This window comes from Litorilinea aerophila (genome assembly GCF_006569185.2).
GTDB lineage: Bacteria > Chloroflexota > Anaerolineae > Caldilineales > Caldilineaceae > Litorilinea > Litorilinea aerophila.
Map to the genome: position 1 here is coordinate 1 of NZ_VIGC02000024.1, position 22,262 is coordinate 22,262.

The 22,262-nt window shown below is 66.7% G+C and carries 18 protein-coding genes; 5 read left to right on the forward strand and 13 right to left on the reverse strand.

The features are described 5' to 3' along the window. The first annotated feature begins 54 nt into the window (after positions 1-54). Together FKZ61_RS16765 and ychF are read left to right on the forward strand one after the other, a co-directional pair. Positions 55-1,392, forward strand: coding sequence for an ABC transporter substrate-binding protein (locus FKZ61_RS16765; protein WP_170199865.1), 1,338 nt, complete (start codon positions 55-57; stop codon positions 1,390-1,392). A 52-nt stretch (positions 1,393-1,444) separates the two neighbouring features. After that, positions 1,445-2,545 carry a redox-regulated ATPase YchF gene (gene ychF / locus FKZ61_RS16770; protein WP_141611288.1) on the forward strand — a complete coding sequence of 367 codons (1,101 nt, stop codon included), beginning with the start codon at positions 1,445-1,447 and terminating at the stop codon, positions 2,543-2,545. Between the two features lie 9 nt (positions 2,546-2,554). On the opposite strand, the gene FKZ61_RS16775 is transcribed toward ychF, so the two are convergent. Further along, complete coding sequence (locus tag FKZ61_RS16775; RefSeq protein WP_211358603.1) at positions 2,555-5,125, reverse strand: CehA/McbA family metallohydrolase; 2,571 nt, start codon at positions 5,123-5,125, stop codon at positions 2,555-2,557. Positions 5,126-5,294: 169 nt separating this feature from the next. Here FKZ61_RS16775 and FKZ61_RS16780 point away from each other — a divergent pair, with 169 nt between their 5' ends. Beyond that, on the forward strand, positions 5,295-6,038 hold the full coding sequence (locus tag FKZ61_RS16780; protein ID WP_170199867.1) for an RNA polymerase sigma factor: 744 nt from the start codon (positions 5,295-5,297) through the stop codon (positions 6,036-6,038). A 17-nt stretch (positions 6,039-6,055) separates the two neighbouring features. Next, the gene (locus FKZ61_RS16785) at positions 6,056-6,532 is read left to right on the forward strand and encodes a hypothetical protein (protein WP_141611290.1); all 477 of its coding nucleotides are present in this window, start codon (positions 6,056-6,058) and stop codon (positions 6,530-6,532) included. Between the two features lie 50 nt (positions 6,533-6,582). Here the strand turns inward: FKZ61_RS16785 and FKZ61_RS16790 are convergent, their stop codons facing one another. The 12 genes from FKZ61_RS16790 to phnF form a co-directional block, all read right to left on the reverse strand. After that, positions 6,583-7,323 carry a hypothetical protein gene (locus FKZ61_RS16790; protein WP_141611291.1) on the reverse strand — a complete coding sequence of 247 codons (741 nt, stop codon included), beginning with the start codon at positions 7,321-7,323 and terminating at the stop codon, positions 6,583-6,585. A gap of 244 nt (positions 7,324-7,567) precedes the next feature. Beyond that, on the reverse strand, positions 7,568-9,070 hold the full coding sequence (locus FKZ61_RS16795; RefSeq protein ID WP_141611292.1) for a leucyl aminopeptidase: 1,503 nt from the start codon (positions 9,068-9,070) through the stop codon (positions 7,568-7,570). 324 nt (positions 9,071-9,394) lie between these two features. Beyond that, positions 9,395-10,651: an aminotransferase class I/II-fold pyridoxal phosphate-dependent enzyme gene (locus tag FKZ61_RS16800; protein ID WP_141611293.1), complete on the reverse strand. Its 1,257-nt coding sequence runs from the start codon at positions 10,649-10,651 to the stop codon at positions 9,395-9,397. Between the two features lie 120 nt (positions 10,652-10,771). Next, entirely contained in the window at positions 10,772-12,184 is a 1,413-nt protein-coding gene (locus FKZ61_RS16805) for a four-carbon acid sugar kinase family protein (RefSeq protein ID WP_141611294.1), read from the reverse strand. Positions 12,185-12,307: 123 nt separating this feature from the next. Beyond that, positions 12,308-13,597, reverse strand: a complete 1,290-nt coding sequence (gene eno / locus FKZ61_RS16810) for a phosphopyruvate hydratase (RefSeq protein ID WP_141611295.1) — start codon at positions 13,595-13,597, stop codon at positions 12,308-12,310. Between the two features lie 4 nt (positions 13,598-13,601). Further along, the gene (locus tag FKZ61_RS16815) at positions 13,602-14,645 is read right to left on the reverse strand and encodes a phosphotransferase family protein (protein WP_141611296.1); all 1,044 of its coding nucleotides are present in this window, start codon (positions 14,643-14,645) and stop codon (positions 13,602-13,604) included. Between the two features lie 115 nt (positions 14,646-14,760). After that, complete coding sequence (locus FKZ61_RS16820; RefSeq protein ID WP_141611297.1) at positions 14,761-16,299, reverse strand: FGGY-family carbohydrate kinase; 1,539 nt, start codon at positions 16,297-16,299, stop codon at positions 14,761-14,763. Continuing rightward, positions 16,296-17,123 carry a carbohydrate ABC transporter permease gene (locus FKZ61_RS16825; protein WP_141611298.1) on the reverse strand — a complete coding sequence of 276 codons (828 nt, stop codon included), beginning with the start codon at positions 17,121-17,123 and terminating at the stop codon, positions 16,296-16,298. Before FKZ61_RS16825 ends, FKZ61_RS16820 begins: the two co-directional genes overlap by 4 nt. Beyond that, complete coding sequence (locus FKZ61_RS16830; RefSeq protein ID WP_141611299.1) at positions 17,120-18,022, reverse strand: carbohydrate ABC transporter permease; 903 nt, start codon at positions 18,020-18,022, stop codon at positions 17,120-17,122. Before FKZ61_RS16830 ends, FKZ61_RS16825 begins: the two co-directional genes overlap by 4 nt. Before the next feature lie 99 nt (positions 18,023-18,121). Next, on the reverse strand, positions 18,122-19,474 hold the full coding sequence (locus FKZ61_RS16835; RefSeq protein WP_229964295.1) for an ABC transporter substrate-binding protein: 1,353 nt from the start codon (positions 19,472-19,474) through the stop codon (positions 18,122-18,124). A gap of 133 nt (positions 19,475-19,607) precedes the next feature. Beyond that, entirely contained in the window at positions 19,608-20,324 is a 717-nt protein-coding gene (locus FKZ61_RS16840; protein WP_141611300.1) for an SIS domain-containing protein, read from the reverse strand. 159 nt (positions 20,325-20,483) lie between these two features. Next, on the reverse strand, positions 20,484-21,209 hold the full coding sequence (phnF, locus tag FKZ61_RS16845; protein WP_141611301.1) for a phosphonate metabolism transcriptional regulator PhnF: 726 nt from the start codon (positions 21,207-21,209) through the stop codon (positions 20,484-20,486). 678 nt (positions 21,210-21,887) lie between these two features. Here phnF and FKZ61_RS16850 point away from each other — a divergent pair. Beyond that, positions 21,888-22,226: a nucleoside triphosphate pyrophosphohydrolase family protein gene (locus tag FKZ61_RS16850; RefSeq protein ID WP_141611302.1), complete on the forward strand. Its 339-nt coding sequence runs from the start codon at positions 21,888-21,890 to the stop codon at positions 22,224-22,226. Positions 22,227-22,262: the final 36 nt, after the last annotated feature.

A 22,262-nucleotide genomic window follows, 5' to 3' on the forward strand; every position in this document is an offset into this window, starting at 1 on the left:
GGTCAGCGTCCTCATTTGACCTTTGCAGGGGAGTCATCATGGGGAGGTTTTATCGTGCTTCGTATCCATCTGTACCTGCCCTGCCGCCAGGTTTGGCTGCAGCTGCTCCTGGGGCTGGCTGTGGCCCTGTTGCTGGCCGGCTGTGGACGCCTGCGTCCGGCTGAGCCCACCCCCACCCCGGTGACCCTGCGCTACGTCTCCGGAGCCGCCCAGACAGAGGTGGAGCAGGAGCTCCTGGCCCGCTTCCACGAGCTTCACCCCCACATCACTGTGGATCGCCAGCGCTTCGCCATGGCCCCCCAGCGCTACCTGACCGATGGGCCGCCCGATGTGCTCACCATCATGCCGGGCTACTGGCTGGAGGCCGCCATCCAGGCGGGGCTGGTGGCGGACGTCAGCGATGTCTGGCAGATGGCTGACCTGGACCAGCACCTGCCGCCTTTCCTGACGGCCATGGCCACCCACGGCGGCAAACAGTTTTTCCTCCCGGCCGGCTATGCCTGGTCGGCCCTCTACTACAACCGGGCCCGCTTCGAGCAGATGGGCCTGACGCCGCCGGCCACCTGGGATGAGCTGCTGGCCGTGGCCGACGTCCTCCAATCCCAGGGGATCACCCCCTTTGCCCTGCCCGGGGACGATGCCTGGGCTACCTCCCTCTGGTTCGACTATCTGATTCTGCGGCTGTACGGCGCGGACGTGCACCAGGCCCTGGCCCGGGGACAGCTTCCCTTTGACGATGCCCGGGTGCGCACGGTCCTGGAGACCTGGCAGCTGCTCTTCGACCGGGGCTATTTCCTGGAGCACCCCGAGCGCCTGAGTACCCTGGAGAGCGCCCTGGCCCTGGTGGAGCATGGGGAGTCCGGGCTGATGGATGCCACCGCGGGCATGGCCCTGCTGGGGCCCGGCGCCCTGGACGACCTGCCGGCCAATTTCCGGGAGCAACTGGCCTTTGCCCCCTTCCCCAGCCTGGATTCCACCATCCCCCGGGCCGAGGTGCTGGTGACCCTGGGCATGGTGGCCCCCATGGACGCGCCCCACCTGCCCGAGGCCATGACCTTTCTGGCGTTCCTGGCCTCGCCGGAAGCCCAGGCCACCCTCACCCAGCACGCCGGACAGGAGTTTGTCTTCGCGCCGGCCCGCACCGATGTGGACCAGGAGGCCCTGCCGGCCCTGGTGCGCCAGGGCGTGACGCTGTTGGAGGGCGCGGATCAGGCCGTGCTGCCCCTGATCCTGCAGTTGCCCAACGAGATGGCCAGCGTGTACGGCCGCCGTTTGACCCAGTTTGCCCAGGCCGCAGCCCAACAGGACGGGGACATCGACAGCACCCTGGCCGCCCTGGAAGCCGCCCGGCAGTCGGCCCTCACCCAGGGACTCCTTCCGGAAGGCAACTGAAGATAGCGACAACTGAAGATAGCGACAGAGATAACTTGAAGAGGAGAGACCCATGGGGTTGACCATCGGGCTGATCGGCCTGCCCAACGTGGGCAAAAGCACCGTCTTCAACGCCCTCATTGAAGAACAGCAGGCCGAAGTGGCCAACTATCCCTTCTGCACCATTGAGCCCAACCGGGCCATCGTGCCGGTCCGCGACCCCCGGGTGGAGACCATCGCCCGGCTGACCGGCGTAGCCCGCATCATCTACGCCACGGTGGAGTTCGTGGACATCGCCGGTCTGGTGAAGGGGGCCAGCCAGGGGGAAGGGTTGGGCAACCAGTTCCTGGGCCACATCCGCAACACGGCTGCCCTGGTCCACGTGGTGCGTTGCTTTGAAGACGAGAACGTGGTCCACGTCCACGGAGAGCTGGATCCCCGGGCCGACATTGAAACCGTCAATCTAGAGTTGATCCTGGCCGACCTGGAGCAGCTCCAGCGCAAGATCGAGCGGCTCAGCCGCCAGGCCAAGGCAGACCGGCACCTCCAGCCCGTCCTGGATCTGGCCCGGCGACTGGAGGAGCACCTGGCCGCGGGGCGCCTGGCCAGCCAATTTCAGGAGCGGGAGAGCCAGGCGTTCCAGCAGCTCAACCGGGAGCTCCAGTTCCTCACGGCCAAGCCGGTCATCTACGCCGCCAACGTGGATGAAGCCGGCCTGGCCGAGGACAACGACTATGTGCGAGCCGTGCAGGCGGTGGCCGCTGAACAGGGCGCTGCCATGGTCAAGCTGTGCGCCCAGCTGGAGGCCGAAATGGCCGGCCTCAGCCTGGACGAAAGGCATCAATTCCTGCAGGCGTCCGGCGCCTCCGAGAGCGGCCTGGAGCAGGTGGTGCGCACCAGCTTTCGGCTGCTGGGGCTCATCACCTTCTTCACTTTCAACGAAGAAGAAGCGCGCGCGTGGGAGATTCCCCAGGGATCGACCGCGCCGGAGGCTGCGGGCACCATCCACACCGACTTCCAGCGGGGCTTCATCCGCGCCGAAGTGCTACCCTATGAGCAGTTTGTGCAATATGGAAGCTGGCAGGCAGCCCGTACCGCCGGCGCGGTGCGGCTGGAAGGGAAGGAGTACGTGGTGCAGGACGGCGATATCATCTTCTTCCGCTTCCACGTTTGATGGGCCGGCCTAATGCTCATGGGGCCGGTCGTGTTGGTGCAGGGGCGTGTGCCGGTGAAAGATCCCCTGCTGGTGCATCCGCTGGTGGAGGCGGTTGTAGGCCGCTTCCAGTCGGGCCCGGAGCTGCCGGAAGCGCTGGGCTTCCGGGCGAGGGGCCAGGGTATCCACATAGGCGATGGCTCCCTCAATTTGATCCAGCACCGCGGCAGCATCCGTGGGAGAGAACAGGGGCTTTCCGTCCACCAACACCTGCACCGCACTGGTGTGGGCCGCAATCTCTCCGGCCTGGCCCTTGTAGCTGCCCCGCACCCGCAGCGCGATCCAGGTGGATTCCCGGATGGGCAAGGCAACGCTCCCCGATGCGTCCAGGGCTTTGCCCACGTGCACCTGCTCTGCCGTCAGGCCGCCGACCACCACCTCCACCTGCTCAATGGGCAGGCTCACCGATTCCACCCGCCAGGTCACCTGGACGGTGCCGCCGCCGGCGGGCAGGTGCACCTGTCCACCGGGACTCACCCCCTCCACGGTGATGGCCGCCAGCGGGCCCACGGTCACAAAGGTATTGCCGTCCCGCACCGCGGCCATCCAGTTCTCGTAGGTGAATTCCCGTTCCCCCAGGTGGGCATAGGTGCGGATGCCGCCCAGCAGGGAGGACGCGGCCATTTTGTCGGAGCCGCCCACCACCGGGATCTGGTAGCCCAGGTTGAGGTAGCGGTACCAATCGGCCAGCCCGTATGGGTTGACCTGGATGTTGTTGGGCGAGAGGGGGTTGAAGGTCATCATCTCGGTGGCGTGGACCACCCCCAGCACGAAGTCGGCCGCGCGTTCCAACTGGGGGTTGGGCGCATGGGGCATGACCACCAGCCCCCCCTGGGCGATGCAGCGTTCGGCCCACTCGGCCATGGTCACTTCCAACGGGTCGCCGATGGCCGATTCGGTGGGGCCGCCTGTGCAGAGGGGGTGGATCATGGCGCCGGCATAGCCCAAGAGTGAAATGTGCCCCAGGACTTGCATGCGGTTTTCCGTGCCCACCCGTACCAGGAACTCCCCATCCCCGCCAAACTCCCGGGCGCCGAAGGTGGTCTTGCCGTCGAAATCCCCCACGTTGCTGAACATTTCACCCCACTGGCTGGCCAGCAGATTGACCACGTTGACCCCTTCTGCCTGTCCTTCCAGCAGAGCTGTCTGGGGACTCAGGAAGTGGACATGGGTGTCGGCGGTGACCCATCCCTGCTCCCGCCAGCGCAGAACCTTGTCCAGCTCGAAGACAAGTTCTTCCGTTTCGGGCTTCACCTCCACTCGAGTGCGGATGGGTCTGACTTCGTACCCCCGGGTGATCTCCACGTAGACCCAACCCAGGGGCAGGTCCACCACACAATGGCCGTCGATGTAGCTGTACTGGTTGTAGAGGTTCACGAACTCGGCGTAGTTATCTTCGAACCAGTAGCCGTTGACCTTGCGGTGATGCCCCCGGGGCGGCAGATATTCCCCCGCCTCGCCGTGCATGTGCAGGCGCACGGCCACAGGCTGTCCGCTCTCCCGTGCCACCACCCGCACCGTGACCGGCCGGTGCGCCGGCTTCACTTCCACCACAGCCGGGTGATCCAGGGTGGCCAGATCCACCGCCAGATGGCTGTCTGGGCCGGTGGTCAGGTAGAGCCGGGCATGGGGATGTGCGGCGTACTCCACCAGCACCTCCCGGTCGGAGCGCCGGGGCTGGACCACCGGCTCTTCACCCTGCCAGCGGTCGGCGTCGTAGTCCAGGGCGGCCCGAGCCGAGATCACCGTGCCCAGGTCGATGTCCACTCCTTCCAGCTCACCCAGACGATTGACTTCCACCCCCTCGGGCAAGGTCAGTCGGAGCTTGCGGCGCACGCCGGGCCGCAGGGGGTGCTCCTGGAGCTGGGTGATGGAGATGGCGTAGATCACGGCCCGCTCCTCGCCCGGGCTCAGCACCAGTTGGCGGATGGGGCGCTCTGGGTGGGGGTTGGGCAGGGCATAGACCCACAGATGCTCCGGGCGCACCTCCCGGCCAGAGATGTGGCGGGTTTCTCCCCGGCCGTAAGGCTGCCGGGGGACCCGACCCAGGATCTGCTCGTCGGTGGTGGTGAGGAAGACCTCGGGCTTCTGGGCCGGCATGGCCGCGAAGGGGCTGGCACCCCACTGGATGCGACTCTGCTGGATGGCGAAGCGTCGCAGGATCGGGGTGGCTGCTGCCTGGCCGTCGGCATATTCCAGGGTATACTGGGCCACCTGGGTGCCCAACTCGTTGCCGTCGGTGGCATAGTCGGCCAGCCCTTGCTGGTAGCAGGTTACCCGATCCTCCACGGCGTGGAGGAAGAGGATGTAGGAGGCCCTGGCGCCGTCCAGGGGGATGGTGACCGGCTCCTGGTCCAACAGGATGACATTGGGGCTGTCTGCCGGCCCCAGCTCGAAGGGGATGCCCAGGATGTTCTGCAGGCCGTGTCGGTTCGCGTAGTCCTGCGGTGGGCGCAGCGTGGCGTCCAAATGCCGGCGGTCCTGGTTCCACAGGCCGGCCAGGTTGACCGGGGAGAAATGGGGCGAGGGAGGTGTAGACATAGGGCGCGCTCCTTGGCTCTGGGTGGACCGTTTTGTCTTTTGGCGAGGCTGGCTCTATAATAGCCTCTCACACGCCGCGGGTCCGTCTTCCCAGGGAAGCCAGCACCCGCGTGCTGGATGGTCGTTGTTCCTGTTTGTCAGTTGTTCCTGTTGGCCAACGGATAGTCCGGTGAAAAATCCGCTACATTTTGCCGCCCGGAGCCGGGAGCGGGAGGAAGCAACGCCCCAGGCGATTCCATCCGAAGCGGCTGTGCCCCAGGAAACCGATACCGCCGCCGACGGTGAGTCTGCGCCTGACGCCCAGGTGGGTACCCAGGCAGAGGAGGCGCTGTTGGTGGAGCAGGCCCGGCAGGATCCGGCCGCGTTTGGCATCCTCTACGAGCGCTACGTCGATCGGATCTACGCCTACATCTTCCACCGGGTCGGAAATACTCAGGACGCGGAAGACCTGACCGCCCGCACCTTTTACCGGGCGTTGGATCGCCTGGATTCGTATGAGGATCGGGGGCTTCCCTTTTCTGCCTGGCTCTTCCGCATTGCCCACAACCTGGTGGCCAACTGGCACCGCGACCGGAAGCGGCGTCATTTCCTCTCCCTGGACCGCCTCTGGTTCCATGGCCACAGCCAGGAGTCGCCTGAGGAACGGGTGGAAGAGGAGGAGAGGCTGGCTGCCCTCTCCGCTGCCATTGAGCGCCTGCCCGAGGAGCGGAAGAATCTGCTTTTCTACAAATTTGGCAGCCGGCTCTCCAATCTGGAGATCGGGGAGCTCATGAACAAGAGTGAAAGCGCCATCAAATCCCTCTACTTTCGGACCCTGGCGGCCCTGCGCAAGGACCTGGAAGCCCGGGGGTGGGGGATGAACGCGGATGGCCATTCATCAGAGGCCGAAGACGACCAGGAACAGCTGTCATGACTGGGAAGGAGTCCTGAATGGAGCGTTTGTGGCATTGGCTCCGGGCGTGCTGGCCGGTGGAAGGGCAACAACCCGGTGTCGATCTGGGGGAAGGGCGGGTATTGCCGGCGGAGGAAGTCCTGGAGAGCCACTTTCGTCGCCTGTCCACAGCCCGGGGCGCCCGGACCCAAAACGTGACCGTCCAGGTGGGCGAGAATTTGACCGCGGCCATCACCGTCCTGGCGCCACACCTCTTCCCCCTCACCGTTCTGGCCGAGGACGTGGCCCAGGCTTTGCCCCAGGTCCATCCTGCGCCCCACTTCCGCCAGACCCTCCATCAGGCCCTGGAACGTACCCACCGGCAACATACAGCACAGCGCCTGTTGGGGACGCGTCCTGCGCCGACTCAGAACACGTCCCCATGGCCACAATGGGGATCCTTTGCCCTGTTGGGCCTGTGTACCTTTCTGCTGTTAGCCCTCGGCTACCGCTGGCAATACGGCCACAGACAGTAGGTCAACCTCGGCGGAAATCCACCTGCAGGCACCCAATCCCCACGGCTGAACTACATGCTGGTGCGGTTGTGAAGGATAGCGATGTAGCGCTCCGTGGGGCTGACTTCTGGGCCGGCCTCTCCCGCGTCCTCTTCATCCAATCCACGGCTTCCCGCTGGCGCGGCCAGCCGGGCCGGACCGACGCCCGGCACTTCGATCATGGCCTGGGCATCGCTCTGGGCCAGCTTGAGGACGCCGTCGGCCAGGGCTGCGCTGGCGGCTTCCCGCTGGCGGATGGCGCTGTTGGCCAGGAAGTTTTTGAACTGGGTGATGATGCCCAGGATGTCGTGGGCCGGCTTGGAGCCGCTGCCGATGATCACGCCGGTGAGCACCACATCCCACAGTACCGGCACGTTGTCCAAAAAGGCCGGCGCCAGCGGGCGCAGATACTCCAGCAGCCGCATGCCGGTGAAGTTGGAGACCAGGATGCCGATCACAATGCCCAGCACCAGGCTCGTTCCGCTTTTGAACTGGAGATACTGGGGAGATTTCAACTGGGCCGGCTGGCCGCCCCGGAAGTTGAGGATGATCCAGTCTACATAATTCCAGAAAACTTCGATGGCACGCTCAATGCCGACAGAAGCGGTCAGCAACGGCAGCAACACCGGCCAGATGCTGACGTTGTCGCTGCCCGCCTCCTGGGTGAGCGACGCGGCCTGGGCCACGGCCGCCCCTGTCAACAGGGGCAGGAGCGCCAGGGTCGCGCTTCCCAGGATACGGCGGCATAAAGGCCACGGCAGAAATTGGGCCACACTGCCTCTGGCGGAACCCATTGGCGCAATGCCGCCGGGCTCTATCGTCTTCGTGGGAAGAAAGGCCTGAAACGGCTGGCGTACTGTATGAGTCAGGCGCCCGTTGGGGCGGCGTCGTTGCATAGAAATTCATTCCTCCTTGCCTGCGAAAATCCAGCTACCTGGATCCCGATCCTGGGGCGGGTCCTCTGGCTGGAGCCCTCAACCCGACCCCTTTTGCCACCTGCCGGGTAGCATACCCTCCTCAATAGGCTTTTGCCAATTCCACCAGCAGGCGTACGCCATAGCCCGCCGCGCCCTTGGGGATCAGCGGGTTCTGGTCGCTCTTGGCCCAGGCCATGGCTGCAATGTCCAGGTGGGCCCAGGGGTAACCCTCGGTGAAGTGTTCCAGGAACTTGGCGCTGGTGGCCACGCCGCCATCCCGCCCGCCGCTGTTCTTCACCTCGGCCATGTCGCTTTTGATCTCCTCCTTGTACTCGTCGTACAAGGGCATGGGCCAGAGGCGTTCCCCGCTCCGGTCCGCCGCGCCCAGGAGGGCCTGTTGCAGGGCTTCATCGTTGGCGAAGAGGCCGGCTGCCTGGGTGCCCAGGGCCACGCCGATGGCGCCGGTCAGGGTGGCCAGGTCCACCACCGCGGCCGGGTTGAAGCGCGCCACATAGCCCAGGGCATCGGCCAGAACCAGGCGCCCTTCCGCGTCGGTGCTGATGATCTCCGCGGTCTTGCCGGTCATGCTGGTGAGGATGTCGCCCGGCCGGTAGGCGGCGCCGTCGGGCATGTTCTCCACGCAGGCAGCCACGCCGATCACCCGCCGGGGCAGCCCCAGGCGGGCAATGGCCTCCAGCGCGCCGATCACCGCTGCGGCGCCGCTCATGTCGTCTTTCATGTACCACATGTTGGCCGACGGCTTGAGGCTGATACCGCCTGTGTCGAAGGTGATGCCCTTGCCCACCAGCACCAGGGGCTGCTGCGCCTCGCTGCCGGCGGGGGCGTGCTCCAGGATGATGAGCTGGGCCTCGTTGGCGCTGCCCTGGCTAACGGCCAGCAGCATCCCCATCTTCAGCTCCCGCATCTCCGCCTCGCCCAGCACCGTGCATCGGAGGCCTACCTCCTCGGCCATGGCCTGGGCCCGCCGGGCGAACTCCACCGGCGTGAGGACATTGGGCGGCTCGCTGATGTAATCCCGCGCCCGGTAGACACCGGTCGCGATGGCCTGGCCAGCCTGCACGCCGGCGGCCACAGCATCCACCCTGGCGGCGTCGAACTCCACCACGGTGCAGGTCTCCAGGTGGCTGGACTGGGGCTCACGTTTGTATTGGGGGGGCGTGTAGTCGGCCAGCAGGGTCCCTTCGGCCAGGGCCTGGGCTGCGTCCGTAGGTTCCAGACCGCCCGCGCCCCCGCCGTGAACCACCGTGGCGAAGCGGCGCACGCCCTTCATCCGGCCCAAGGCCCGGGCCGCAGTGGCAGCTGCTTTGCGCGCGGCGTGGAGGTCGAAACGCTCCTGGGGGCCCAGGCCCACCACCAGCACCCGCGGGGCCGGGATCTGGCCACTGGTGTAGAGGGTTGCGGTGGTGCCTGCCTCGCCGCTGAAGTCACCGCTCTGGATGAGCCGGCGGATAGCGCCATCCAATGCCCGATCCAGCGCGCCGGTGGCGCCAGCTGGTTCCGTCACGCCGGCGAAGAGGTTCACCACAATGCAGTCGGCTTCTTGCTGGACAATGTTCCCTTGAACGACCTGTAGCTGGATCACGGTGTTTCTTGACCTCTATTTTGATGTTTTGGGATGGTTGTTCTTTGCTGTTAACGAGTAGGGCCCGCCCCTACGGGGCAGGGTCGCTCCTTCATCTGCCTGGGCTCAATCGGGGCGAAAAATTTTTCGCCCCTACATCCCGGTTAGCGCATGCGTCGCCATGCCTTCATCTGCCTGGGTCTGGTACCTTCGGGCGGGCACGGGGGCCCGCCCCTACGGGACATGGCCGCTCCTTCATCTGCCTGGGCTCAATCGGGGCGAAAAATTTTTCGCCCCTACAAGGACCGGCGCCCTTCCGCAGGCGCGTTACCGTTTCCCCTGTCCTCAACCCAGCGCGGCCCGCAGGCGCTCAGCCGCCTCCTCCAGCAGGTCGTCGGTCTTGCAGAAGGTGAATCGGGCCAGATTGTCCGTCAGGTGCTTGTGGGGCGGGCTGTAGAAGGGGCTGGGCGGAATCGCCGCCACGCCGACCTCCTGGGTGAACCAGCGGCAGACTGCGTAGTCCCGCCGGGTGTTGGGCGGCACGGGCACATCCAGGTGGCCGGTTTCAAAGATGATAAAGTACGATCCATCCGGCGAGACGGGCTGGAGCCCCACTTCCTGGAGCACCTGGAGGAGCCTGTCCCGCTTTTGGCGGTACGTGGTGCGCAGCCAGTTGAAATAGCCCCGGGCCTCGGCCTCCTCAAAGGCACAGGCCACCGCCTCCTGCAGGGGCGTGGCCACCGCGAAGGGGATCCACTGGTGGGCCATGAAGATGGCGTGGGCGATGGGCGCCGGCGCAATGGCCCAACCGATCTTCCAGCCGGTGACCGAAAAGGTCTTGCCCGCGCTGCCCAGGGTGATGGTCCGTTCCCACATGCCGGGGAGGGTGGCGATGCGCACATGCTCCACCGGCTCCTGACCGTCGCCGTAGACCATCCACTCGTACACTTCGTCGCTCAGCACATAGGCATCGAATTCCTGGACCAGGGCTGCGATCTGGGCCAGCTCCTCCCGGCTGAAGACCTTGCCGATGGGGTTCTGGGGGGTGTTGAGGATCAACAGGCGGGTGCGGGGACTGAAGGCCGCCCGCAGCTCATCCATGTCCAGGGCCCAGCCGGCGGCCCGCTCTCGATTCGCCGTGGGCCGCAAGGGCACGTAGACCGGCGTGCCACCAGCCATGGTCACGGCCGCCGGGTAGCTGTCGTAGAAGGGTTCGATCAGGATCACCTCGTCGCCCGGCTCCACCAGGGCCTGGATGGTGGCGAAGATGCCCTCGGTGGCACCCACGGTGACCACGATCTCGTGCAGCGGATCCAGCTCCCGGCCGAAGAGGGGGCTGTAAACCGCAGACAGGGCGTTGACCAGCCGGGGATGGCCGGCGCTGCGGGCATACTGGTTGAGATCGGCCGCGATGGCCCGTTGGGCGGCTTCCTTGATGAAGTCGGGCGCCGGGAAGTTGGGAAAGCCCTGGCCCAGGTTCACCGCGTTGTGTTCAATGGCCAGGGCGGTGAATTCGGCGAATACGGTGGTGCCGAAGCCGCGCACCCGCGCCGCCGGGGTGAAGGTCTGTTGGGGCGGAATGGTCGATGGCCGCTGGGACATGGTCAACCTCGGTCGTGGTGTAGAGCATCCGGGTCTTCTTGCGGTAGAGTCGTTACTGTCCACGAGATTATAGCTGAATCGCTGGCGGAAGGCCAACCCCAACGCCCGCCTGGGCCTGGACTATCGGCCCAGTTTCCGGACGATCTGGGCCAGGGCGTCGGCTTCCCCCACGTTGCCCGGAAAGACCACGTATGCCAGGCCGGGCAGGCGGCTTTCCGCGCCCGCCTGCCAGACGGGCACGCCCGGCAAGATCTGGCCCAGGACCCAGGCCCGCCGGATGCCCAAGGCCTGGGTGGCGATGTCGCTGGAGGTGATGCCCCCTTTGGCCACCAGGTAGCGAGGACGTACCGACAGCCCTGCCACCATGCGCACCAGGCTCTCGGAGACGCGACGGCCGATGGCCAGGCTGGCCTCGGCATCCGGCCCGGTTACCAGCGCCCGGCTGGTGAAGAGGACCACATCCGCGCCCTGGTCCAGGGCCTGGTTGACCCGATCCACGGCCCGAGCTATCTCCACCTTTTGCCGTTGGTCGTCCAGCAGGGCGGCCACATCCACTTCAATTCCCTGGATGCCGGACTGCCGCAGCAGCACCTCCACCTGGCCGGTGGTCTTGGGCACGTAGGAGCCCACCACAAAGAGGCCGCCGCCCTCTTCGGGCAGGGCCAGGTCGCTGGCCGTGAGGAGGGGGCGAGGCGCCAGGCCGGCCCGCACCTGGACGAAGGACGCGGCAGTCCGATAGAGGAAGCGCTTGCCCTGGGCTTCGGCCTGCAGCAGGCCCGCCACCAGTACTTCCAGATCCCGCAGGCTGGCCGCGTTGACCACGCAGATCCGGCCGCCCGCCAGGGCCATCAGCCGCTCCTGGACCAGGCCAGGCCCGCCAATGCGTAGATCTTCGATGGAGATGGACGCCACCTGGTCGGCGGCAACCCGGCCGCCGGTCTTCTCGGCCACCCACGCCCGCAGGTTGGAGGAGCGGTAGCCGAAGGCCGCGTCCCGGGCGAAGGGCGTTTCCGCCGCGGGGATCAGGTGCTCCCCTTCGGCCACGTAGTGCACGTCGTGGATGGTGTAGCGGCCCCCCTCCAGGAAGAAGGGGATGAGCAGGGTGGCGTCGAAGTCGGTTTCCAGGGCAGCCGCCAGGGCCTCCACCTCGCCTGGGAAGTGGCCCCGCAGGGTGGAGTCGCTGCGGCTGACCACGGCGAAGTCCCGCTGGGCCTCTGCGCCGGCCTGGCGCAGGTTGCGCCCGATCTCCTGGTTCAGGGCCTGGGCTTGGGCCAGGGGAAGGCTGCGGGAATTGGTCAGGATGTAGAAAACCGGGCTGTCGGCGGCCAGCTCTGCCGCCAGGGCCTCCACCTCCCAGCTTGTGAGCACCGGCACGTCGTAGACCGTCTGGGTGCCGGTGGGGTCGTCGTCCAGCACCACCAGCTTGCGTCCGCCGGCCGCCACCTGACGGCGGATCTCCGGAAGCAACGGCTCTGGCCACTCGGCGGGCAGTTGCTGGAAGAGCTCTTGTCGTTGGATGGGCGCGGTATTCATGGTGTTTTCCCTTGGTGGGGTATCGTGGTAGCTTTGCCGAGACCGTGGCCGGCCTTGGGCCGATGATGGAAATCATCCCCCGGAGCCCTTGGGCGTGGGGTGGATGGGGGCTGATGGAAGGCTCTACCCAGGCCAGGCGACCAGGGGGAACCCTGCGGCGACCTCGATGGCCAACAGCCGGTTGTACTTGGCCAGCCGCTCGGACTGGGTGATGGAACCTACCTTGATCTGGTCGCCGCCCCAGCCCACGGCCAGGTCGGCCAGCCAGTTGTCCTCGGTCTCGCCGCTGCGCGCGCTGACGGTCACCTGCCAGCCGGCCCGCCGGGCCAGGACAAAAGCCTGGGCCGCCTCGCTCAGGGTGCCGATCTGGTTGACCTTGAGGAGAAGGGCATTGGCCGCCCCCAGTTCGATGGCCCGCTGGATACGGGCCGGGTTGGTGCAGAGGAGGTCATCGCCCAGGGTGAGGACCCGTTCGCCCAACTGGCGGCGCAGTTCCGGCCAGTGCTCCCAGTCGTCCTCCGCCAGGGCATCCTCCACGCTGACGATGGGATACGCCTCCACCCACTGCCGGACCACCTGAATCTGGGCCAGGCTGTCGTGGGGCTCTTCACCCAGGTGGTAACGTCCGTCCTGGAAGAAGTGGGTGGACGCCACGTCGATGGCCAGGGCCACTTCCTGACCGGGGACGAAGCCGGCGGCGCGAATGGCGGCCACCGCGTCCTCCAGCATGGCCTGGGCGTGGGGAAAGGGTGGGGCCAGGCCCCCCTCATCGGCGGTGAGGGCGCGCATCTGATATTTGCGCCGACAGAGATCGGCCGCGGCCTGGTAGACCGCGTAGGTGGTGCTCAGGGCTTCGTCCATGGTGCGGGCCCGGGCGGGAACTACCAGCACATCCTGGATGGGCACCTGCCCCCCGGCATGCTTGCCGCCGCTGAAGAGGTTGATGGTGGGCCGGGGCAGCCGAAACGAGGCCGGCGCCTGGCCGCCGTCCGTCTGGGCCAGGATGGTCGCGAATTGCTCGTACAGCGGGACGCCCCGGTGGTGGGCCGTGGCCCTGGCGAAGGCCAGGGAGACGGCCAGGAGGGCGTTGGCGCCCAGCCGGGCCTTGTTGGGCGTGCCGTCCAGGGCGACCATGGCCTGGTCCAGCTCCTGTTGGGTCTCAAAAGGGCGGCCGGACAGGGCCTGATGCAGCTCCTGATGGATGTGAGCCACGGCCTTGCGGCAGCCCAGCCCGCCGTAGCGCCGGGGATCTCCGTCCCGCAGCTCCAGGGCTTCGGCCGTGCCGGTGGATGCACCCGATGGCACCGAGGCCGTGCCCACGGTGCCGTCGCTCAGTTCGCAGGTGGCCTGGACCGTCGGGCGGCCCCGGCTGTCCAGAATCTCAAGGGCAGTCAGTCGTCGGATGGTGGGCATTGGGCTATGTCCGGGTTGTTTCCAGGGTATTCAGGGTGGATACAAAGGTCTGAACCAGGGTCGGGATGGTGGATGGCGGCGCAGCCATGAGCCGGAGCACCGCCTGGCGCTGGCGCTGGCGTTCCTCTTCCCGGAGGTACTCCAGGGGGGAGCGGCCGTCCACCCGGGCCAGCAGGCAGGCCAGGGTGTGGCGCACGGCGAAACCCTCCAGCCCGTCCGCCCAGGGCATGTCGCCCAGGGTGCTTCGATAGACCTCCCAGTAGTGGTGGGCGGCCTGGGCGAAGGCTTCCCGGTGGCCGGCCACGTGGTGGGCCTTGCTCAACAGATGGGTGAGGGAGAAGCCCAGGTCGAAGGCCGGGTCGCCCCAGTGAATCACTTCGTGGTCCAGCAGGACCAGCCGCCCCTGGTGGATCAGGATGTTCTTGGGGCTGTAGTCGCCGTGGACCAGGGTGATCAGCCGCTGGCGGGTAGCGTCCATCAGGGCCTGGAGGAAGGCAGCGGCCTGGGGGACCTGGCTGGCCGTGTAGCCGTAGTAGGGTTCCAGGCGCAGGGTCTCGAAGAAGCTGCGGTCCACGAAAACGGGCTCGACCTCTTCCCGCTGCAGGTAGGCCTGCCGGTGGATGGTGGCCAGCAGCCGGCCGAATTGGGTCACGTGGTCCAGATCCAGCTTGCCGGCCAGCAGCAGGCTCTTCCAGTTGTCATAGGGCTGGGGCACCGCGGCCATGGCCAGGAGGTGATGCTCGTGGTCCTCGAAGAGGAGGGGCGGAATGGTGCCGGGGGGGGCCAGCTTCTGCAGCCAGCGCAGGCCCAGGGCCTCCCGGTGGACCCGCTCTGGGCTGCTGAACCAATCCACCGGCACCCGCAGCTTGGCCAGGGCCTGTTTCAGCACCCAGGCTTCACCGTTGGGCCGCTGCAGGAGGACCGTCCGGTTGGAGACTCCGCCGGACAGGGGCCGCACAGCCGGCTCTTCGCCGGGGGGGATGCGCCCGGTCGCGTGGAGGTAGGCCAGCAGGTCGGCAGGCTGCTCGATGTCCAGTTCGCGGTTCATGGTGGTGCCGCCCTCGCGCGTGATGACGGTTGGTTGCCGGGAGTGTACCCCCCAATCGTACCCGCATTTCGCCAGGATGCCAAACAGATGGGCCTGGCTGGGGCGCAGCCACAGCTCAAGGCGCGGCAGCCAGACGCCAGGCGGCGCGCAGATCCTGCTGCAGGCGGCGATAGACCGCGTACCGCCGTTCGTAAAGGGCAGTCCGGTCCGGGTTGGGCTCGAAGCGCCGGCCCTGGTGGGTGGTGGCGGTCACGGCCTCGTCCACGGAAGCGAACCAGCCCAGGCCCACCGCAGCCAGGAGGGCTGCACCCTTGGCGCCGAATTCGGTGCCCGCGGGCACCACTACTCGCTTGCCCGTGCAGTCTGCGATGAGCTGGCTCCAATAGCGGCTCTTGGCTCCGCCGCCTGAAAGCCGGATTTCGGCCACCTCCTGGGGGATCACGGCAAAACCGTCCCGGATGGAGAGGGCGATGCCCTCATACAGGGCCTGGAGCAGGTCACCCCGGGTGTGGCGATCCGTCAGGCCGAAGAAGACGGCCCGGGCTGCGGGCTCCAGGAAGGGCGAGATGATGCCCAGCTCGCTCAGGTAGGGGAGGTAGAGGACGCCCCGGGCGCCGGGCCCGCTGCGTTGCGCCAGGGCCTCCAGGGCCGCGTAGAGGTCCGCTGGGGTGGCGGCGGCGTCCCGCTCTGCAGCACAGAACTGCTCCACGAACCAGTCCAGGCTGGTGGTGCCGGAGACGTTCACCGTGGCCCGCAGCCAGCGGTCGCCGGGCAGACAGAAAAGCAGGCCCACGTCGGGCGGCTCGAAAAGGGGCGCCGGCGTGACCAGGCAGTTGAGGATGTTGGTGCCCAGCAGGGAGCAGGCCACCCCAGGCGCGACCGCGCCCAGCCCGATGGCCGAAGCGGGCACGTCGCCGGCCCCCACGGCCACCGGCGTGCCCGCCCGCAACCCGGTGACCCGGGCCGCCTCCTCTTGGACCACGCCGCCGATGCGCTCCGAAGGGGCCAGCGGCGGGAAAAGGTGGCGGTACTCCTCCAACCCGAAGAGCTGCCACATGGCCTGGCTGTACCCCCGCTCCCGGGCATCCCCCGGCATGACGCTGGCCTCGGTGGGGTCCAGGTGGACGGCGCCCGTGAGCTTGAACCCGATCCAGTCCTTGCAGCAGAGGACCCAGGCTGCCTTCTCCAGGCTGGCCGGCTCGTGCTCGGCCAGCCAGCGCAGCAGGGGCAGGGTGCATCCCTGTTGCATCACCGAGCCGGAAGTGCGGAAGATGACCTGCATGAAGTCGGGCTGCTCCTGGATGAAGCGGTCGATGAGCGCCTGGGTGCGGCCGTCGTTCCAGAGGATGGCCCGGCGGACGGGCCGACCGTTGGCGTCCACGAGCCAGGCGCCCACCATGTTCCCCGTCAGGCCGACCCCGGCGATGCGGGCCGGGTCGATCCCGGACTCGGTCAGGAGGGCGCGGATGGCTTCGGCGGTGAGGGCCCAGGTTTCCTCCATGTCGGCCTCGGACCAGGCGGGCTGGGGCGTGTAGATGGGGGTGCGGCGTCGCGCCACCGCCATCTCCTGGCCCTGGCGGTCGAAGAGGGCGACTTTCACCACCGAGGTACCGGCGTCGATGCCCAGCAGCAGATCCGCGCGGCTGGCGTTCATTTGACCGCTCCTGCCGTGAGGCCTTCCACAAAACTGCGCCCAACGAAGCTGAAGAGCAGGATGACCGGCAGCATGGTCACCGTGGCGCCGGCCAGCAACAGCCCCCAGTCCACCTGGTACTGGCCGATGATGCCGGCCAGGCCCACGGGCACCGTGCGGGCCGCCTCGCTGACGATGAGCACCGAGGCGAACATGTACTCGGTCCAGGAGGTGATGAAGGCGAAAATGGCCACGCTGGCGATGCCCGGCAGGGCCAGGGGGAGCACAATGCGGGCCAGGATCTGGAGCCAGCCGGCCCCGTCCAGGGTGGCGGCTTCCTCGATCTCCACGGGGATGCTGGTGAAGAAGGCCCGCAGCATCCAGACGGCGAAGGGCGCGGTGAAGGTGACGTTGACGATAATCAGCGCCCACAGCCGGTCGATGAGCCCCACCTGGCTCATCATGCCGTAGAGGGGGATCAGCAGCAAGACGCCTGGGAAGGCGTAGGTAACCAGGATGACCCGGAAGAGGAATTCCCGGCCCGGTAGCTGCATGCGGTAGAGGCCATAGGCGGCCAGGGTGCTGATGACCATGCAGATGAGCATGGTGCCGGCGGCCACCAGCAGGCTGTTGGCCAGGTAGGTGGGGAAGTTGGAGGCCTGCAGGAGCTTCGCGTAGTGTTGCAAGGTCCAGCTTTGGGGGAAGAGGGACGGCACCGGGGAGATGATCTCCTGGGGCGTTTTGAAGCTGGAGACGATCACGTAGTAGAAGGGCGCGACCACCACCAGCAGCAGGGCGGCGACGCCCAGCAGCAGGGGGACACGGGTGCGCAGTGGGCCCGTCATGCGTCTTCCTCCCGGGGCGACATGAAGCGGATGAAGAGGATGGCGAAGATCATCAACAGCAGGCCGGAGAGCACCGAGATGGCCGCAGCCTGGCTCAGCCGGTAGCGGGTGAAGGCCGTCTCGTAGATGAGCACAGGCAGGGTGGTGGTGGCGCCAGACGGTCCGCCCCCGGTCAACAGCCAGATGATGTCAAAGACGTTGAAGGACAACAGGGTGCCCACCAGCCCCAGCACGAAGAGCACGGGCTGGAGCAGGGGCAGGGTGATGCGGAAAAACATCTGGACCGCGGCGGCACCGTCCACCGCGGCGGCTTCGTACAGTTCTCGGGGGATGTTCTGCAGGCCGGCCAGCACCATGACGGCCATGAAGGGAAACCAGCGCCAGGCGTTGATGGCCACCACGGACATGGCCGCGCTGTTGCGGGTGCTGAAGAAGCCCATGGGGCCATCCAGCAGGCCCAGGCTCACCAGCAGATAGTTGACCACGCCGGAGCTGCTCAACAGCCAGCGCCAGATGATCACCACCACCACCGTGGGCACGATCCAGGAGAGGATGATCCAGACCCGGGCCATCTTCTGGCCGGGGAAGCGCTGGTTCAGGATCAGGGCCGTGGCGAAGGCGGCCACCGTCTGGAGGACGCCGTTGGCCAGGACCCAGAGGCCGCTTCTGCCCAGGGCCTGCCAGAAGCGGCTGTCCGCCAGGGCGCGCGCGTAGTTGTCTGTGCCCACCCAGGCGCCCGGCGTCCCGATGATCTTGATGTCCTGCAGGCTGAGGAGCACGGCTGAGAGCAGGGGGTAGAGGATGGTCCCGGCCAGCCACAGGAGAAGTGGGGCCACCAGCAGGTAGCCCAGCAGGATGCGCCGGCTGTGGGCGGTGGGGCGTGAGAGCGATTGGAGCATGACCTGATCCGTCTCTTGATCTTCTGGGGCAGGCGGGCCGGTGGGTCAGGCAGAAGCGCCCATCCCACCGGCCCGTGACCCGGTTCGATGTGACCGCGGCTACTGGCTGATGGCTTCTTCCATCAGGCGCTGCCCCTGGGCCACTGCTTCTTCCGCCGGCATGCCGTCGATGACCACCATCTGCAGGGTCTGGGCCAGCAGATTCTGGGCCGAAATGGCGGCGATGCTGGGGAAGGTGTTGCCGTTGGTGAAGCCGAAGAGCCGGCCTGTCTGCGCGTTCTCGACCATGGTCTCGATCTGGCTCTGGTACTTGACGGCCAGCGGATCGTTCCAGAAGGTCTCATCCTGGCTGCCCGCTTCGGTCACCGGCAGGAAGAGCCCCGGCTCCATGTTCAGGAAGCGTCCATAGTTGCCGGGCGTCAGGATGAAGCGCAGGAACTCCTTGGCCGCCTCCTGCTTGGCCGGGTCCTCGGTCAGGAGCATGACCGCGTTGGAGTAGGCGATGGTGCCGCTGTTCTCCACGCTGGCCGAGTGGGGAATCGGGATTACGCCCAGGTCCTCGGGGTCGCCCTCCGCCTGGGTGTCGTAGGTGGTGATGACCGTGAACTGGAGGATCATGGCGCAGGTGCGGTTGGCGAAGCAGGCCTCGGCCTCGCCCCAGGTCCAGTTGGGGCTGTCCGGCGGCGAGAAGCGGTAGAGCTGGCTGTAGAAGTCGTAGGCTTCCACCGTCTGGGGGTTGTTGAAGCGCAGGGTGCCGTCCGGGTTGTAGATTTCATCTGCGCCGGCGTTGACCATGAAGTCGTAGACCACCTGGTCGGTGTAGAGGTGCTTGTTGGCCGGCAGGCCGATGCCATACTGACCGTCCGTGGTGAGCTGCTCGGCCGCGGCCAGCCATTCCTCCCAGGTGGTGGGCGGTTCGATGCCGGCTTCGGCGAAGACGCTCTTGCGATACCACAGGGAGTGGGCCATGTTGTAGAGGGGCACGGCCCAGGTGTGGCCGTCATAGTTGTAGGGCTCCACGGCGGCGGGGTAGTAGCCGTAGCGCTCATCGATTTCCGCCACGAACTCCTCCATGGGCTGCACCTTCCCCAGGTCCTTGAGGATGGGGGTGAAGTCGGGGATGGCGAAGAGAAGTTCCGGCGCGTTCCCCGCGGCCACCGCGGCGGGCGCCTTGGTGTAGATCTCGCCCCAGTTCTGGGGCTCCTGGTGCACCACGATGTCCGGGTGGGCGGCGTTGAACTCATCGATCAGCTGCTGGATCCGCTCCACCCGGTGGGGGGGCTGTTCCATGTGCCACAAGGTGATCTCCACGGGCGCGGTGGCGTCCTCTGGGGCGGACGCCGGTGCTTCGGCGGCTGGGGTGGCGGGCGTGGCCATGGCACAGGCCGCCAGCAGCGCGGTGGCCAGGGCCAGCGCCAATACCAGCCAGATGGATCTCTTGGTCTGTTTCATGATTTCCTCCTGACAGTTAGCGATTCAACTACCAATCCAACTACCAATCCAATATGAAGAGAAAAGAGATGGACAGGGGGCCGCTGGTGACGGCCCTGGCATACCTGGGGCGGCCAGGAAATGGGACAGGCCGCTACAGGTGGGGGTTCCGGCTGCGAAAGCGGGCCACCAGGCCGGCGTTGTGCTCGGCCGCGCCCGGCATGTTGGCACTGATGTAGACGGGCGGCTCCATGCCCATGGCGTCCAGGCGCCAGGCCACTTCGGTCAGGATGGCGTTGAGGATGAAGGCGCCGGTGATGGTGGAGCCGGGGCCGGTGCGAAAACGTCGGGCCGTGCCGATGGGCACCAGGGCGTCGCCGGGCACGCCATGGTTGTCGATGACGATGTGGGCCAGGTCGGCCAGCTTGTGGCCGCTGGGGCCCGCCGGTACCCTGGCCGCATAGGCTGCTGCCACTACGGCAATGACCGTCATGCCCCGCTCCCGGGCCGCCAGGGCCACTTCCACCGGGACTGCGTTGACCCCGCTGTTGGAGAAGATCATGATCACGTCCCGGTTGCTGATGGGATAGCGCTCCAACAGGGCGGCCCCGATGCCGCTGGTCCGCTCAAAGCGGGTGCTGGTCACCGCGCTTTCGTGCAACATGGTGGCGCTGGAGAGGATGGGGCAGACCGGGGCCAGGCCGCCGGCCCGGTAGTGGCCTTCTTCGGCCAGCAGGTGGGAATGGCCGGTGCCGAAGAGGTAGAGCATACCGTCCGCCCGGAAGGCGTCCACAATGGCGGTGGCGGCCGCGTCCAGGGCCGCCGCCTGGGACTCCGCGATCTGTTGCAGGGTGGCCTGTATCGCCGCCATGTACTGGGCGGCTCCGTTTAACGTGGGTGTCGACGTGGAAGGCACAGCGCCGATTTCTCCTTCTGGGATGGCGATGACAATGGACGATGGGATCTCTCTGGTGCGCCCCTGTGGCTGGCAATAGCTTCACGTCGGCCATGGGGGTGGGCCGGCGGCCGGTCAACGCAGGGTGGTGCGCAGCTCGTAGCGCTCCCCGTGGTAGCAGGAGCGCACGTATTCCACCGGACGGTCGTTGCTGTCGTAGGAGACCCGGGCCAGGCTCAGCACCGGCGTGCCGGACGGCATCTCCAGGGCCCGCCGTTCGAAGGGGGTGGGCATGCGGGCCGCGATCACCTGGCTGGCCCAGCTCAGGCGAACCCCATATGTCCCCTGCAGGACCTGGTAGAGGGACACCCGGGCAAAGTCATGGTCGTTGAGAATCCCGGGGAAGCGGGCATGGGCCAGGTGGGCCGTTTCCAGCGCGATGGGCTTTTCGTTGGCGCAGCGGATCCGCTGGAGGACCACCACCTCGTCGCCGGGATCGATGCCCAGGTTGACTGCCACCTCGTGGTGGGCGGGTTGCAGCTCGGCCAGCAGCACTCGACTGGAGGGCACCAGTCCCCGGCTGACCATTTCCTGGGTGAAGCTGGTCAGCGCCTGGAGATCCTGGTGGATCTTGGGGTTGACGTAGGTCCCTTTGCCCACCCGGGTCAGGACCAGCCCGGTCTGCTGCAGGAGCTGGAGGGCCTGCCGGGCGGTCATGCGGCTGACCGAGTACATCTGGGCCAGTTCTCGCTCGGAAGGCAGGCGCTCCCCGGCCTCGAAGGCGCCGGCTTCGATCTGTTCCTGCAGGCGATCTTTGATCTGGATGTACAGCGGGGTCGCGCTGTTCGGGTCAATGGACATGGTTCTTACCGTGGGCGATCACGGTTCATCCCAAAACAATCACGAAACCGATGGGTGAATTCCCGGGTTGAGCTCCCGAAGTCGAGCGCCAGATGGGGTGCACCTATCTGGTCTATACCAGTATAGGGTAATTGAAAAGGAGGGATTTGTCAACCTGTCGATCGGCGGGATCGGCGGGGGTATAGTTCAAGACCGTCAGAGTCCGCCCATGGGACGCGGCCGTAGGGGCGCTGCTTGCTGCGCCCGTCCACGCCGGACAGGGCAAGCCACGGACAGGGCAAGCCCTGTCCCTACATTCTGCACCGACAAATATGAAATATGCCCGATCGGCGGATCGGCGGGGATCTCGCTCGAGCCAGGGGATGAATCCCCAGGCTCCGTGTAAACAAACCTGCTGAAGCAGGTTGGCACGCGTCGGCTGAACCGGCTTCCAGCCGGTTTGGTCTCCGCCAGGCGCAGATTTTAATCTGTGCCGGGGTCCGCTCCGTGTCAACAAACCTGCTGAAGCAGGTTGGCACGCGCCGGCTGAACCGGCTTCCAGCCGGTTTGGTCCTCGCCAGGCGCAGATTTCAATCTGTGCCTTTGAATCTGTGTCGGGGGCTTTCGCCGGCTTATGGTGTCATGTATAATGCGCTGGCGTAGGGATCGACTCCCCGGCCAACTTAGAGAAGGAGAACCATGAAAATCGAGACCTTCAACCGCTACCAGACCGAATCCCGCCGTACCTGGAACCTGATCCACACCGACCATCCCATCGTCTACCCCACCCTGGGGCTGGTCAACGAGGCGGGCGAAGTGGCGGGTAAAATCAAGAAGATCTTCCGGGACAAAGGAGGGCAGATCAGCCCGGCGGATCGAGAAGCCCTCAAGCAGGAACTGGGCGACGTCCTCTGGTATCTGGCCCAGATCTGCACCGAGCTGGATCTGACCCTGGAAGAGGTGGCCGAAGCGAACCTCGTCAAGCTCTTCTCTCGACTGGAGCGGGGCGTGATCCGGGGGGACGGCGATAACCGCTGAGGCCGCCCCCGCGGGGAAGGACAAGGAGGAGCGGGC

Coding starts and splice junctions, on each gene's coding strand:
- FKZ61_RS16840 (WP_141611300.1), bottom strand. CDS start 20,324: ATGGCGGCGATACAGGCCACCCTGCAACAGATCGCGGAGTCCCAGGCG.
- eno (WP_141611295.1), bottom strand. CDS start 13,597: ATGCCCACCATCCGACGACTGACTGCCCTTGAGATTCTGGACAGCCGG.
- FKZ61_RS16805 (WP_141611294.1), bottom strand. CDS start 12,184: ATGAATACCGCGCCCATCCAACGACAAGAGCTCTTCCAGCAACTGCCC.
- FKZ61_RS16830 (WP_141611299.1), bottom strand. CDS start 18,022: ATGCTCCAATCGCTCTCACGCCCCACCGCCCACAGCCGGCGCATCCTG.
- FKZ61_RS16785 (WP_141611290.1), top strand. CDS start 6,056: ATGGAGCGTTTGTGGCATTGGCTCCGGGCGTGCTGGCCGGTGGAAGGG.
- FKZ61_RS16825 (WP_141611298.1), bottom strand. CDS start 17,123: ATGACGGGCCCACTGCGCACCCGTGTCCCCCTGCTGCTGGGCGTCGCC.
- FKZ61_RS16800 (WP_141611293.1), bottom strand. CDS start 10,651: ATGTCCCAGCGGCCATCGACCATTCCGCCCCAACAGACCTTCACCCCG.
- FKZ61_RS16835 (WP_229964295.1), bottom strand. CDS start 19,474: ATGAAACAGACCAAGAGATCCATCTGGCTGGTATTGGCGCTGGCCCTG.
- ychF (WP_141611288.1), top strand. CDS start 1,445: ATGGGGTTGACCATCGGGCTGATCGGCCTGCCCAACGTGGGCAAAAGC.
- phnF (WP_141611301.1), bottom strand. CDS start 21,209: ATGTCCATTGACCCGAACAGCGCGACCCCGCTGTACATCCAGATCAAA.
- FKZ61_RS16815 (WP_141611296.1), bottom strand. CDS start 14,645: ATGAACCGCGAACTGGACATCGAGCAGCCTGCCGACCTGCTGGCCTAC.
- FKZ61_RS16820 (WP_141611297.1), bottom strand. CDS start 16,299: ATGAACGCCAGCCGCGCGGATCTGCTGCTGGGCATCGACGCCGGTACC.
- FKZ61_RS16775 (WP_211358603.1), bottom strand. CDS start 5,125: ATGTCTACACCTCCCTCGCCCCATTTCTCCCCGGTCAACCTGGCCGGC.
- FKZ61_RS16850 (WP_141611302.1), top strand. CDS start 21,888: ATGAAAATCGAGACCTTCAACCGCTACCAGACCGAATCCCGCCGTACC.